13 protein-coding genes are annotated in these 14,872 nt (G+C 47.8%); 10 read left to right on the forward strand and 3 right to left on the reverse strand.

The window, feature by feature from the left end; translation table 11 throughout:
* Positions 1-5: 5 nt before the first annotated feature.
* From yidC to rpmH, 3 genes are all read right to left on the reverse strand, one after another.
* A complete protein-coding gene (gene yidC, locus FC34_RS06560) occupies positions 6-836 on the reverse strand; it encodes a membrane protein insertase YidC (protein WP_057894620.1) in 831 nt (276 codons plus the stop codon).
* Between the two features lie 13 nt (positions 837-849).
* On the reverse strand, positions 850-1,206 hold the full coding sequence (gene rnpA / locus FC34_RS06565; protein ID WP_057894621.1) for a ribonuclease P protein component: 357 nt from the start codon (positions 1,204-1,206) through the stop codon (positions 850-852).
* A gap of 116 nt (positions 1,207-1,322) precedes the next feature.
* On the reverse strand, positions 1,323-1,463 hold the full coding sequence (rpmH, locus tag FC34_RS06570) for a 50S ribosomal protein L34 (RefSeq protein WP_003568442.1): 141 nt from the start codon (positions 1,461-1,463) through the stop codon (positions 1,323-1,325).
* A 550-nt stretch (positions 1,464-2,013) separates the two neighbouring features.
* Here rpmH and dnaA point away from each other — a divergent pair.
* The 10 genes from dnaA (at position 2,014) to rpsF (ending at position 14,845) form a co-directional block, all read left to right on the forward strand.
* Positions 2,014-3,348 carry a chromosomal replication initiator protein DnaA gene (gene dnaA, locus FC34_RS06575; protein ID WP_057894622.1) on the forward strand — a complete coding sequence of 445 codons (1,335 nt, stop codon included), beginning with the start codon at positions 2,014-2,016 and terminating at the stop codon, positions 3,346-3,348.
* Positions 3,349-3,514: 166 nt separating this feature from the next.
* Positions 3,515-4,654 carry a DNA polymerase III subunit beta gene (dnaN, locus tag FC34_RS06580; protein WP_057894623.1) on the forward strand — a complete coding sequence of 380 codons (1,140 nt, stop codon included), beginning with the start codon at positions 3,515-3,517 and terminating at the stop codon, positions 4,652-4,654.
* Between the two features lie 107 nt (positions 4,655-4,761).
* On the forward strand, positions 4,762-5,973 hold the full coding sequence (locus tag FC34_RS06585) for a hypothetical protein (RefSeq protein WP_057894624.1): 1,212 nt from the start codon (positions 4,762-4,764) through the stop codon (positions 5,971-5,973).
* Positions 5,974-6,179: 206 nt separating this feature from the next.
* Positions 6,180-6,395: a S4 domain-containing protein YaaA gene (gene yaaA, locus FC34_RS06590; RefSeq protein WP_420805042.1), complete on the forward strand. Its 216-nt coding sequence runs from the start codon at positions 6,180-6,182 to the stop codon at positions 6,393-6,395.
* Positions 6,392-7,522, forward strand: coding sequence for a DNA replication/repair protein RecF (gene recF / locus FC34_RS06595; protein WP_057894626.1), 1,131 nt, complete (start codon positions 6,392-6,394; stop codon positions 7,520-7,522). The genes yaaA and recF overlap by 4 nt, the downstream gene beginning before the upstream one ends.
* Positions 7,515-9,479 (forward strand): DNA topoisomerase (ATP-hydrolyzing) subunit B, encoded by a 1,965-nt coding sequence (gyrB, locus tag FC34_RS06600; RefSeq protein ID WP_057894627.1) that lies wholly within the window; start codon positions 7,515-7,517, stop codon positions 9,477-9,479. The genes recF and gyrB overlap by 8 nt, the downstream gene beginning before the upstream one ends.
* Positions 9,480-9,503: 24 nt before the next feature.
* Positions 9,504-12,086, forward strand: a complete 2,583-nt coding sequence (gene gyrA / locus FC34_RS06605; protein ID WP_057894628.1) for a DNA gyrase subunit A — start codon at positions 9,504-9,506, stop codon at positions 12,084-12,086.
* Between the two features lie 147 nt (positions 12,087-12,233).
* On the forward strand, positions 12,234-12,944 hold the full coding sequence (locus tag FC34_RS06610; protein WP_057894629.1) for a VIT1/CCC1 transporter family protein: 711 nt from the start codon (positions 12,234-12,236) through the stop codon (positions 12,942-12,944).
* 21 nt (positions 12,945-12,965) lie between these two features.
* Complete coding sequence (locus tag FC34_RS06615) at positions 12,966-14,384, forward strand: sucrose-6-phosphate hydrolase (protein WP_057894630.1); 1,419 nt, start codon at positions 12,966-12,968, stop codon at positions 14,382-14,384.
* Between the two features lie 164 nt (positions 14,385-14,548).
* Positions 14,549-14,845, forward strand: a complete 297-nt coding sequence (gene rpsF, locus FC34_RS06620; RefSeq protein WP_057894631.1) for a 30S ribosomal protein S6 — start codon at positions 14,549-14,551, stop codon at positions 14,843-14,845.
* The last annotated feature ends 27 nt before the right edge of the window (positions 14,846-14,872 follow it).

A 14,872-nucleotide genomic window follows, 5' to 3' on the forward strand; every position in this document is an offset into this window, starting at 1 on the left:
TCCGATTAGCGTTTATAAGCTCTTTTACGTGCTTTAGCGAGCGCCTTTTGACGATCACGTTCAGCTTGGGCCGCGGCTTCACGTTCGCGGCGAATCTTGAATGGGTTTTGAATCAGGAAGGTCTGGCCCAATGAGAAGGCATTGGTGACCACCCAGTAGATGGAGATCGCACTTGGGAAGCTGAACGCCATGAACAGGATCAGTAATGGTGACACAGCCACCATCACCCAACTAGACGCGTTGCGCGTTGGTTGGGCCAACATTGAGACGTAACTGGTCGCCGCGGTAAAGAGTGCTGCCAGAATTGGCATCACAAAATATGGATCGGCATTAGCCAAGTTCATCCATAAGAAGGTCCCACTCTTCAAGGCATCCGTCCGGGCAATCGCCTGATACAAGGCAATCATAAATGGCATCTGGACGACCACCGGTAAACAGCCCATCACTGGGTTAACACCAGCTTCAGCGTACAGTTTCTGCGTTTCTTCACGCAATTTCTGCTGAGTCGCTGTATCTTTACTACTATATTTCTGTTGTAATTCTTTCAATTGTGGGGCGATGGCTTGTTGCTTGCCCATACTCTTGGTTGAAATGTAACTGAGTGGGAAAATCAGGATCCGCACTAATAAGGTAAAGGCGATAATCCCGACCCCAGCGTTACCACCAAAGATTCTAGCCAACCACAAAATAAATTGTGATGCATTATAAATGATGTACCGATCCCAGAAGCCGCTACTACTTTGCGTCACTGGTGTATTGGAACAGGCTGCCAAGAAGACAACCAGGCTGATTAAACTCAAGCCGACAACTAATCGTTTGGTTTGATGCTTAGACATCGTTTTCCCCCACTTATATGTAATCAACATCGCTTTTGAGCACTTCCGCCATGGTGAGCGCATGCACGAGATTTTGCTTGGTCTCGGCCATAGTCAATGATGCCGCTGGTTTACGCGCGATCACGAGAAAATCCATTTGAGGATCAATGTTAGGTTTAAGCTCTAACAGGCTCTGGCGAATATATCGTTTAATTTGATTGCGTAAAACAGCCGTATGCCCGACTTTTTTACCGACAGAAATGCCGACGCGAAAATGCTTCTGATCGCGAGGTAAGCGATAAATCACAAAATTGCGATTTGCCACTGATTTCCCGTGATCAAACACGTCCTGAAATTCTGTCTCTTTCTTAATGCGGTACGATTTGCGCACTGGGCTCCCCCACTATCTATGTATTAACGCTTGTTTCATTATAAACGTCTCACGTCTGAGTTGAAATAACCGCCGCGATTTTTCAAAAAAAAAACCACTGACGCGGTCAGTGGCAATTAAGCAGATAAAACTTTACGTCCCTTAGCGCGGCGACGTGCTAAAACTTTACGGCCGTTCTTGGTGCTCATCCGCTTCATGAAACCGTGAACGCGTTCGCGGTGACGCTTCTTAGGTTGGAAAGTCCGTTTTGTAGTCATCGTATACCTCCTATGACAAGCTTTGATATCTAGTCAATTTCAATAGTTATATCAAACATCTCAATATTATACGGGCTGAGACCTGGGCCGTCAAGCAAATCAATGAAAAAGTTCCCGTGCTACCGAAATTACTATGGAAGATTTCAGCCCAAATTGGCTTATCCACAGTTTGGCATTTTGATCAAAAATTTGTGAATAACTCGTGGATAGCATTTTCAGTATTTTAACGCTTAGGCGAGTTGTCCTCAAGCTATCCAGAAAAACACAGCTTGTGGGCAAGTGTTATCCACAGGCTGTTTTTAACTAGTGCATAACTTGTGAAACACTTGCGGTTATTGCGTTTGTTTCTCATAAATCGATGTGTATAAGTCAGCCGTTTTCCGAGATTTTCCGCAACCATACCGATTCTGTGGATTCTTTTGTCCACCGCTTGTTCATCACCAAAAGTTATTCGTGTGAAACGTGTGGATAACCATATTACCTGTGGAAAACTTCTACTCAAAATGCTAAACTTGTTCATGCTAAGATTTTATTTGAAGGGGGAGCTAATGTGCCAGATATTAACGAAGTTTGGGCGTATTTAACTGATAGATTCCGCGCAGACTTAACGCAGGTCGGGTATGACACCTGGATCGCCTCCGCTAAGCCTGTACGCCTAACGCAAGACACGTTAGAAATTCAAGTACCCGCGCAGTTCCATAAGGATTACTGGGAACATAACCTAGTCACCAAAGTGGTCGAAGGCGTGTACGAAATGACAGGAATTGAAGTCACACCCATCATTACCGATGGCGCGGCGTTTAAAGAAGAACAGCAAAAGCCGCAACCTAAAGAAGTGGTCCCGACTTTCAAGGAAAAGAGCCATCTTAATAGTAAATACACATTTGAGACTTTCGTCACTGGGAAGGGTAACCAGATGGCGCACGCTGCCGCACTGGTGGTTTCAGAAGAACCCGGCGTTCTCTATAATCCGCTGTTCTTGTATGGGGGTGTAGGACTTGGTAAGACTCACTTGATGCAGGCGATTGGGCATCAATTATTGATCGCCAATCCTGACGCTAACGTCAAATATGTCACCAGTGAAGCTTTTGCCAACGACTTCATCAATTCGTTGCAAACCAAAACCCAGGAACAGTTCCGCCAAGAATATCGGAATGTTGACCTGTTATTGGTTGATGATATTCAATTCTTCGGCGATAAGGAAGCTACCCAAGAAGAATTCTTCCATACTTTCAACGCTTTATATGAGAACAAAAAACAAATCGTCCTCACGAGTGATCGCTTGCCCAATGAAATTCCTAAGCTCCAAGATCGTCTGGTCTCCCGGTTTAAATGGGGGTTGTCCGTCGATGTTACCCCACCAGATTTGGAAACGCGGATTGCAATTCTCCGGAATAAGGCTAACGCCGAACAACTCGTCATCCCCGATGACACCTTGTCCTACATTGCCGGGCAAATTGACAGTAATGTCCGCGAGCTTGAGGGAGCGCTGGTCAGGGTGCAAGCCTTTGCGACCATGCAACGCCAAGACATCACGACTAGCCTCGCTGCTGACGCCTTAAAAGGTCTGAAGCTCAATGGGAAGAGTCATGAACTCTCCATTAATCATATTCAAGACGTGGTCGCCAAATACTACGCGGTCACGGTCACCGACTTGAAAGGCAAGAAGCGGGTCAAACAGATTGTGATGCCGCGCCAAATCGCGATGTATCTTGCCCGTGAAATGACCGACAGTAGTCTGCCTAAGATTGGCCAAGCCTTTGGTGGCAAGGATCACACGACCGTCATTCATGCTTACGAGAAGATTACCGATGCCATGACCAGCGATGATGAACTCAAAGCTGACGTGCTGGAACTAAAAAACCGCCTGAAACAGACCTCATAAGCGGTGTGTGGATAACCAATAGAATTCAGGCCACTTGTCCTAAAGCTTTATCCACAGGTGAATAACTTTACTTCACTGGTTTCGCAATCTTTTCCACAGCTTTCACAGGCCCTACTACTATTACTTAAAAGCTTTTATTATATAGATAACCTGGAGGTCTCTTCTTATGAAATTTACGATTACCCGTTCTACATTCATCAAGACGCTCAATGATGTCTCACGTGCCATTTCATCCAAAACGACAATTCCGATTCTAACGGGCTTAAAGTTGGTGCTGACAGACGATAGTTTAGTGCTGACTGGTAGCGATGCGGACATCTCGATTGAAGCGCGGATCGACGCCAACAGTGAAACCAACGATTTACAAGTCGAATCAACCGGTGCCATTGTTTTGCCTGCGCGATTCTTTAGTGAAATCGTTAAACGCTTGCCTGAGGCTAAGATGACAGTGGAAGTGCGGGATAATCTGCAAACAGTCATTACCTCTGGGGCTTCAGAATTCACGATCAATGGCTTAGACGCGGATCAATACCCACGCTTACCTGAAATTAGCGCGCCCAATCCTTTAGTCTTTGATCCAGCCATTTTGAAACAATTAATTAGTCAGACCGTCATTGCCGTTTCTAATCAAGAAAGTCGGCCAATGTTGACGGGGGTCCATTTGACCATTTCGGGGAACACCTTAGTGGCCGTGGCCACTGATTCGCACCGGTTAGCCCAACGGGTTCTGGAATTACAAACGCCAACTAACCAAGATTACGATGTGATTATCCCTGGGAAGAGCTTGATTGAATTGAGCCGGACAATGGATGATGATTTGGATCAAGTGGAAATTCGGATTGCCGAAAATCAAGTCTTGTTCATTGCGGGCAATACAGCTTTCTATTCTCGTTTGCTTGAAGGGAATTATCCTGATACCACTCGGTTGATTCCAACCAGTAGTACCACTACCATTGAATTCTCTGCACCCGCCTTTTTGGCTGCAATTCAGCGGGCCAGTTTGTTGAGTCATGAAAGCCGCAATAATGTGGTCCGGCTCAACATCAACGTCGCTGATCAAAAAGCCACCATTTATGGCAACTCGCCTGATGTCGGGAATGTTGAAGAAGAATTGCAATTTAGCAATCTTCAAGGGGATGACTTAGAAATTTCCTTTAACCCTGATTACATGAAGGATGCCTTGCAGTCCTTTGGCCAAAGTACTATTGAAGTGGCCTTCACTGCGCCATTGCGACCATTCACCTTGGTGCCATCCGAAGATAAGACGCACTTCATTCAATTGATTACCCCAGTTCGAACTTACTAGCAGCTGCTGCACGTGAGCCTATCAAATAGCGATAGGCTCACGTGCTTTTTTGTTGGGCCGGCTTCGCGAAATCTTTGGAGAAGACAAGTTCGCAAGGAGGTTCTCCAATGAATAAATTGTGGTTGTTGCTAGTTGGTGTCTGGTTGTTGGTTTTGAGTCCCAGGATGGTCAATGCTGATGTTTCGGATAATTATGATCCATTTTTAGGCGGTTTTGTGGTGGCACCACCAGAGAACATTTCAGTCCGTGAGCGGACGAATTTTACCGTGAGTGCGCTGGTCTTACCGGCTTATGGACGATCAGGTGGTCAGAGCTTTCAGTATCTATGGCAGTGGCGGGGCCAGACCTTTCCCGGATCAACGGTTAATTTGAGTCCTGGGGACGCGGGGACATATCCGCTGTCCGTGGCCGTTCGCCAAGGGTCACAGACGCTTTATCGCCGCGCTTTTACGGTTACGGTGATCAAAGGCTATGTTCCTGGCGCCAAGGTGATTGAGCCTGAATCGCAATTTGCGTTTCCTGGTTTTCCCTTGATGGTGCGTTTTCAATCAGGGGCTGACTTTACCGTGCCTTATCAAAGCTTGAATCAGGCTAAAGGTTACTATGACCTCTTTACGGGTCTATTTTTCCCGACCCCCCAGGCTATTCGTTGGCAAGATGTTAACAATAATCCGGGACCGGTCGTGGCAGTGATGGATTTTGATTGGATGTTACCGCCCATCCGCGCCAGCATGTATTTTGGCGGGGTGCGTCCGGTAATGACCAGCGATTCAACGGTGACGCTGACAGTGCACGGGGTCCCGGCCCATGCGCCAGGAACGACGGTGACTTATCGGTGGTGGCATTATCCTGCCCAATCCAAGGGGTATCAATTACTGGCGACCACGATGGATCCTAGTGTGACCGTGGCGACCAGTGCGCTGCAGACTGGCAGTTATCAGGTGCAGGTGGTTTACACCCGAGCCGGCCAATCGGTCAGCATGCTCTCAGGCCATGCACCTTTAAGTGTCAATCCCCCGCAAACCGCGAGTGCGATTGCCAGGATTCTAGGCTTAGCCGATTTTGTCATACCACCGCATGCACAAGTGCAAGTGCATATTGCGCCATTTCAGGTGGCTAAGCAGCCGGTGCCGCTACAAATCCAGTTTGGCCACAAAATTATTACTGCGGATGGCAGTTGGCAGGCCTTGCTTCCAGAAGACTTACACCAACAACCACAGGTCTTACTGCCAAAACAAGCTCAATTGCCACCGGGACACTACCAGAGTCAGTTGACGATTTTACTGGCTCAAATTCCGGAAAATGGGACCGATTTTTAAAATTTGCCAATTATAGCCCTTTAAGAGCGATTCTAGGTATTTTAAGTCTAGGGGGCCGAGTTTGAATTAAATCGTCACAAACGCGAAATATTGGCGTCGAAAATTGAATTTTATTCTGAAAAAAGGTATAATTAACTAGTAACGAAATTCGGTAAATCCGCGTGAACACAAGGATTAACGGCATGAAAAGAAAGCAGGTGTGGTGGGTGACGCGTATTACAATTACCACCGAGTACATAACACTCGGTCAAATGCTCAAAGAAGCCGGCATCATCGACAGCGGCGGTCAGGCAAAGCCATTTTTGGCAACGCAAACTGTGTTGGTCAATGGTGAAGCCGACGACCGGCGCGGCCGGAAATTGCATCCGGGAGACACCGTGACCTTGGCCGATGGGCAAGCATTCACGATTGAAGCCCAATGAAACTAACGCAGCTGGCACTTAAAAATTATCGGAATTATGCCAGCGTCGACGTGGGGTTCTCGGATCAAATCAATGTTCTCATTGGGGAGAATGCGCAGGGCAAAACGAACTTGCTTGAAGCCATCTACGTCTTGGCCTTGGCGCGTAGCCATCGGACCTCCAACGACAAAGAACTGATTCGATTTAATCAGGACTTCGCCCGCATCAGTGGCACTGTCAATAAAACGATCGGCAATCTGGCCTTGGAATTGGTCATTAGTCAGCAAGGCAAAAAGGCGCGGGTCAATCACATTGAACAGCCCAAGCTCTCGCAATACTTGGGGAACTTCAATGTGATTTTGTTTGCGCCAGAAGACCTGGGCATCGTTAAGGGCAGTCCTGCTGGGCGCCGGCGGTTTATTGATATGGAATTTGGTCAAATGAGTCCCAAGTATCTGTACAATTTGGCCCAATACAAGGCCATTCTTAAACAACGGAATGCCTATTTGAAACAGTTACGCTTCAAGCAAGCCAAGGATTTGGTTTACTTAGGGGTGTTAACTGATCAATTGGCGGCCTATGGGGCTGAAATTATCACCGCTCGGGCTAAGTTGTTGCAAGAAATGGCCAAATTTGCCGCTGTGATTCATGGTGATATCACGAACGGCCGGGAAGTACTCAGTTTTGATTATCAGTCGCAAGTGGCTAAAGAAGCGCGCTCGACTGATGAAACTGCCTACGCGGCCTTATCCACGCTGTTTGAGAAATATCAGCAGCGCGAGATTGATCAAGGTACGACTTTAGTTGGCCCGCACCGCGATGATGTGGCCTTCATTGTGAATGAGAATGACGTGGCTAATTTTGGCAGTCAAGGTCAGCAACGGACGACAGCCTTAGCAGTCAAGCTCGCTGAAATTGATTTGATGAAGCAGCAAACGGGCGAATATCCCGTATTGTTGCTGGATGATGTGCTATCAGAATTGGATGATCAGCGGCAGACCCACCTGCTCAAAGCCATCCAGAATAAGGTCCAAACATTTATTACTACGACAAGCCTTGATGGGATTGCCAAAGAGATTATCGAAGCGCCCGCGATTTTTAACGTCGCTGCTGGGCAGCTAACAAAGGAGGAACCATTACGTGACTGATCAAGAAAAAGAAGCACTCGAAGACAAGCAGGATGCGTTGGCCGCCGAATATGATGCGAGCCAAATCCAAGTGCTTGAAGGCCTTGAAGCTGTCCGCAAGCGTCCAGGGATGTATATCGGGACGACGAGTTCCCAAGGACTGCACCATTTAGTTTGGGAAATTATTGATAATGGGATTGATGAAGCCTTAGCTGGTTTTGCGACCCAGATTGAAGTTGAGATTGAACCGGATAACTCGGTTACGGTCACTGATGACGGCCGGGGGATTCCGGTTGATACCCAATCGAAGACGGGCCGGCCAGCGCTGGAAACTGTCTTCACGATTCTGCACGCCGGTGGTAAGTTCGGCGGCGGCGGTTATAAAGTTTCTGGTGGCCTGCACGGGGTCGGGGCCAGCGTGGTTAATGCGCTGTCAACGTGCCTGGATGTCACCGTCACCCGTGGTGGCAAGCGCTACTACATGGACTTTAAGACTGGTAAAGTGAACACCCAAATGAAGGTGATTGGGGATGCGCCTGAACATGAACATGGCACCAAGGTTCATTTCGTGCCAGATCCTGATATTTTCACCGAAACTACCGTTTATGACGACAAAATTCTGACCACGCGGATTCGCGAACTGGCTTTCTTGAACAAAGGCTTGAAGTTAACGTTCACGGACAAGCGGGCGGAAACCCATGAGAAACTCGAATTCCACTATGAAGGTGGGATTAAGTCTTACGTTGAGTTCTTAGATAAGAACAAGGCTACCTTGCTTGAAGAACCAGTCTATGTTGAAGGCCAAGCCAATGGGATTACAGTCGAAGTCGCCTTGCAATACACCGACGACTACCACTCAAATCTGATGACTTTTGCTAACAACATCCACACCTATGAAGGTGGGACGCATGAAGCTGGATTTAAGACGGCCTTAACCCGGGTGATTAATGACTATGCCCATAAGAGTGGGGTCTTGAAGGAAAACGACGATAACCTCAGCGGTGAAGATGTCCGTGAAGGCTTGACTGCCGTGGTTTCCGTGAAGCATCCTGATCCACAATTTGAAGGTCAAACCAAGACCAAGCTGGGTAATTCAGATGCTCGGAGTGTGACAGATCGGACCTTCTCTGATCATTTCACAAAGTACTTGATGGAACATCCGACTGAAGCGCGTTTGATTATTGATAAAGCCATGTTGGCTAGCAAGGCTCGACTTGCGGCCAAGCGTGCGCGTGAAGTCACCCGTAAAAAGTCAGGGCTGGAAATTTCAAACTTACCTGGTAAGTTAGCCGATAACTCCAGTAAAGATCCAGAAATTTCAGAACTCTTCATCGTCGAAGGGGATTCCGCTGGGGGTTCTGCCAAGTCGGGTCGGAGTCGGTTAACCCAAGCTATCTTGCCGATTCGGGGTAAGATTCTGAACGTTGAAAAAGCTAGCATGGAACGGATTTTGGCGAATGAAGAAATTCGGACCCTGTTTACCGCGATGGGTACTGGCTTCGGTCAAGAATTCGATATCAGTAAAGCCCGGTATCACAAGCTGATTATTATGACCGATGCCGATGTCGATGGCGCTCATATTCGGACGCTGTTACTGACCTTGATTTATCGCTACATGCGGCCCGTGCTTGAAGCCGGCTACGTGTATATCGCCCAGCCACCGCTGTATCGGGTGCGCCAAGGGAAATTACTGCAATATATTGATTCTGATGAACAATTACAAGAAGTCTTAGGTCAATTACCGCCAAGTCCAAAACCTGAAATCCAACGGTATAAGGGGCTTGGGGAAATGGATGCTAGTCAACTTTGGGAAACGACGATGGATCCTGATAACCGGCGCTTACTCCGGGTCAGTCCTGAAGATGCCAGTGAGGCCGATGCCGTATTTGAAATGTTGATGGGTGATCGGGTTGAACCACGACGCAAGTTTATCGAAGACAACGCGGTCTATGTTGACGTGAATAACATCGATGCCTAAGGCAAAAGGGGGTAAAACAGACTAATGGATGAACGCCAAGAAAGTCGAATTTCCAATGTGAATCTGGCTGACACCATGCGTAAGTCGTTCTTGGAATACGCAATGAGTGTCATCGTGGCTCGGGCCTTGCCGGATGTCCGCGACGGTTTGAAACCCGTCCAGCGCCGGATTTTGTATGGGATGAATGAATTAGGGGTGACACCCGAAAAGCCTTATAAGAAGTCAGCCCGGATTGTCGGGGACGTCATGGGTAAGTATCACCCCCATGGTGACTCTTCGATTTATGAAGGGATGGTCCGGATGGCCCAGGACTTTAGCTATCGGTACATGCTCGTTGATGGGCACGGTAACTTTGGGTCTGTCGATGGTGATGGGGCGGCCGCAATGCGGTATACCGAAGCCCGGATGAGTAAAATCACCATCGAAATGTTACGCGATATCAATAAAGATACGATTGATTACACCGATAACTATGACGGCTCTGAACGCGAACCAACCGTGCTGCCAGCTCGGTTCCCGAACTTATTAGTGAATGGGGCGACAGGGATTGCGGTCGGGATGACCACTAATATTCCCCCGCATAACTTGTCTGAAGTGATTTCTGCTCTGCATATTCTGATGGATAATCCAGATGCCACCACCGCAGACTTGATGACTGCCCTCCCTGGACCTGACTTCCCAACGGGTGGTTTGGTCATGGGTAAATCAGGTATTCGGCACGCGTATGAAAGCGGTAAAGGCACGATTATTCTGCGGGCCAAAGTTGAGGTGGAAACCGATAAGTCGGGGCGTGAACGGATTATTGTCACCGAGATTCCATACATGGTCAATAAGGCCAAGTTGGTTGAACGGATTGCCGATTTAGCCCGGGATAAGAAAATCGAAGGCATCACAGACTTAAACGATGAATCTGATCGTGATGGGATGCGGATCGTGATTGATGTCCGCCGTGATGTCTCTGCTAGTGTCATTTTGAATAACTTGTACAAGTTGACGCCATTACAAACTGGCTTCAGCTTCAACATGGTGGCGATTGTTGACGGCGCACCAAAGGTTCTGAGTTTGAAAGAAATTCTGACTCATTATCTGGCCCATCAAGAAATCGTTATTCGGCGGCGGACACAGTTTGACTTGAAGAAGGCCAAGGCTCGGGCACACATCCTTGAAGGATTGCGGATTGCGCTTGATCATATTGACGAAATCATCAGTATTATTCGGGGGTCTCAAACTGGGGACACCGCAAAAGTCATCTTGATGGACAAGTACAAGCTGTCTGATAAGCAAAGCCAAGCCATCTTGGATATGCGTCTGGTCCGGTTAACCGGATTGGAACGTGATAAGGTTGAAAATGAATTCAACGAAGTCACTACTGCTATTGCCGATTATGAAGATATTTTGGCCAACCCAAGTCGGGTACACCAAATCATTTATCAAGAACTGTTGGACATCCAACACAAGTTCGGCGATGCGCGGCGGACGGAACTCTTAGTCGGTGAAGTCTTAAGTCTTGAAGACGAAGATTTGATTGAAGAAGAAGACGTCGTGATTGCCTTGACCCATAATGGTTACGTGAAGCGGTTGCCAGCGACCGAATTTAAGTCGCAAAATCGTGGTGGTCGTGGGATTCAAGGGATGGGTGTTCATGATGATGACTTCATGGAACACTTAGTTTCAACCTCAACCCATGACATGCTGCTCTTCTTCACCAACACTGGGAAGGTTTACCGGAATAAGGGCTATGAAATCCCTGAATACGGTCGGACCGCCAAGGGGATTCCAATTATCAACTTGCTCGGGATTGATTCTGGTGAGAAGGTTCAAACTGTGATTAACGTTGACCGCGGTGACAACAGTGAACGCTTCTTGTTCTTTGTCACCCGCAACGGAGTGGTGAAGCGGACGCCAGTCAGTGATTTTGCCAACATCCGGAGTAATGGGCTGATTGCCTTGAACCTGAAGGATGACGATGAATTGAGCAATGTTATCTTGACGGACGGCAGCGACACCATCTTTATCGGGACTCACCGGGGCTACTCCGTGACCTTTAAGGAAAGCGATGTCCGCAGTATGGGCCGCAGTGCCACTGGGGTCCGGGGGATTCGGCTTCGGGATGAAGATTACGTGGTTGGTTCCGATGTCTTAGCACCAGATTCAGAAGTGTTTGTTATTTCTGAAAATGGTTATGGGAAGCGGACCAGTGCCAGCGAATACCCAACTAAGGGTCGCGGTGGTAAAGGGATTAAGACCGCTAACATCACCGAGAAGAATGGGCCACTTGCCGGCGTCACCACCGTTAATGGGGATGAAGATATCCTGGTGATGACGGACGCTGGGGTTATGATTCGATTCAGCGTGGCGAGCGTCTCACAAACGGGCCGTTCAACCTTAGGGGTGCGCTTGATTCGGGTCGACGATGATGCCAAGGTTGCGACCATGGCTAAGGTCGAACCAGAACCAGACGAAGATCCAGCTGATTTACCTGAAACCACCATCGAAGACAATACGCTTTTGACTGATGGCTCATCACCTGCTGGGGATGCTGATCAACAAGTCCAAGACTTGCTTGACCGCGCCGAAGCTGACGATGATGAGAATGAAAATGATTAAGCATTAACCCAAAAGAGACTGGAATAGTCGCCAAGTGCGAGTCCAGTCTCTTTTTTTGCTTCACTGAAGAAACCGTGTTCATGATTCTAATCTACGGTATAATATCGTTAAAGTTGAATTAACGGCTTCCAAATCGAAGGAGAAATCATGAAAAATCTGACCCAGTCACTATCGCAATCGTTGGAACAAAAAGTGAATCTGCGCCAAGGGCTCAACCGCGTGCGGGCTGGGGTGATGGGTGCCAATGATGGCATCATTTCAACTGCCGGCGCTGTCATCGGAGTTTCTGGCGCCCAGAAGCCACTGGCCACTGTCTTGATTGCTGGGGTGTTCATGGTATTATCAGGCGCGCTGTCGATGGCTGGCGGTGAATATGTGTCGGTTTCATCACAACGCGATATGCAGCAAGCAGATATCAATCGCATCCAGCAGCAGCTGATTGACCAGCCTGAACAGGTTCGGATTTTGACTGAAGCTGCGTTAGTGCGCATGGGCGAGACACCAGCACATGCCACCACGCTAGCCGATGGTTTAATTGCCAGCCAAGCTGTCGAGAAAATTCAACACTTGGTGTATGGCAGTTCTTCATTGGCCTCCTTGGATCCAATTCAAGCTGCGATTTTTGATGGGGTGGCTTTTGTCTTAGGGGCGATTCTGCCACTCATGTGCATTGCTTTTTTGCCGGCTGCGATTAAGGTCATTGGGACGATGATTGTGGTGCTATTGTGTTTAGCCGCAACTGGAGTGGTTAGTGCTAAATTTGGGAAAGCCAACTTGTGGCGGTCGATGTGGCGCAATTTAGCCGTCGGAGTGTTGACGATGATTATTACATACGGTGTCGGGAGTTTATTTCAATAATCTTTGAAGGAGTGAAGCTGAATGCGGCAATGGACCAGAGAACAGTTACATCGGCCTTATTCGAGTTATGCTGCCGAAGAACGGGTTCGGTTACGAATTCAGCAACAACAATCACGATATCGGTTGGCGTATCATATTCAGCCTGAGACTGGTTTACTCAATGACCCCAACGGCTTTGCTTTCTTCAATGGTCAGTGGCAACTCTTTTATCAACATTTTCCGTTCGGGCCGGTTCACGGGTTGAAATCATGGCAACATATCACCAGTCCAGATTTAACCCACTGGTCGCACCCCCACACCGCTTTGTTGCCCCATCCACCCTACACAACTGATGGTGTTTTCTCAGGGTCTGCGATACCAGTTGGGGAACGGTTATTCTTGATGTATACAGGTAATATTCATCCAATCGGTCAATCGCGGCAGAGTGCGCAACTCGGCGCATGGATGACGGCTGATGGTGAAATTATTGAGTTAGAGCAGCCGCTGATCAGTCAGCCACCAATGGGCTATACTGGCCATTTTCGAGACCCACAGATTATCCAAATTGATGGCGATTATTATGCGCTAGTCGGCGCACAAAGCCGTGACAAAATCGGTGAGATATTGCTGTACCATGCCACGGCGGTGGAGGGACCATGGCAATTAGTTGGTCCCATTAAGTGGCCCCATGCACCATTAGGCTATATGCTTGAATGTCCTAACCTTGCATTTATTGACGATAAGGTCGTGTTGATATTTTGCCCTCAGGGGTTAGATCAGAACGTGTTGGCCTATAAAAACCGGTTCCCAAACACCTATTTGGTTGCCGATGGAATCGACTGGCTCACAGGTGAATTAATTAATCCTGGCCCGCTGGTCCAATTGGATGCAGGATTTGATGGGTATGCGACACAGGTTACAAAGGTTGACGGCACAGTCTATGCAATTAGTTGGTTGGGTATTCCTGATGGCACGTATCCAACAGATAGAGAAGGCTGGCAAGGCTGTTTGAGCCTAGTGAAAAAATTAACCCTAGTCGATGGCCAGCTCAATCAGACGCCAGTTGTCACTAATCTGGTCGGCGAGGCCTTTAATCCAATGGCCGAGAATCTGGCTGGGCAGGCGATGATTCAATTTGTTGTCCCCGCTGGTACTGAGGGTGAAATATCCCTTGGCAATGACCATGAGCGGTTGAAGTTAATGGTCTCGGCCGAAGAATTGACCGTTGATCGCAGTCACTCAGGCGTGCCCGTTAACCCGGGTTATGGTGGTCACCGCACCATTTCCTGGGATCAGAAAGCGCATCAGTTGATGCTCTTTTTGGATCACTCATGTTTTGAGTTATTTATTGATAAAGGCACGCAGGTGATGTCTGGCCGAATTTTTCCGGAGACAAACGACTGGCGAGTCCACGCACCTGTCGAAGTTGAGACGCATGCCAATCGAATAAAAACCATCTAAAAAAGCTTTTTACGCTGAATAATTGCGTAATCTAATTCTAGAACGCAATTGAGATTTAGTAATGGGTATGTTAGACTTAATGCTTGTGAGTATCTGGCAGAATTGCCAACGTTACTCCTTGTCCCGTTTTGGGACCTAAAGTCCATAAGGAGGTGAATCGTCAAATGGCTGAAACTAAGTATGAAATTACCTACATCATCCGTCCTGATATGGATGAAGAAGGCAAGAGCGCATTAGTTGAACGTTTTGACAATATTTTAAAGGATAACGGTGCAACAATCGTTGATTCAAAAGATTGGCAAAAGCGTAAGTTCGCTTACGAAATCAGCAAGTTTACTGAAGGCACATATCATATCGTGAATGTGACTGCAGAAGACGCTGCTGCAATCAACGAATTCGACCGTTTATCTAAGATCTCAGGCGACATTTTGCGCCACATGATCGTTAAGCGTGAAGATTAATTTCTAGACCAAAAAGAAGGGGAGCTA

Source organism: Lacticaseibacillus brantae DSM 23927 (assembly GCF_001436115.1).
In the GTDB taxonomy this organism is placed as follows: Bacteria; Bacillota; Bacilli; order Lactobacillales; family Lactobacillaceae; genus Lacticaseibacillus; species Lacticaseibacillus brantae.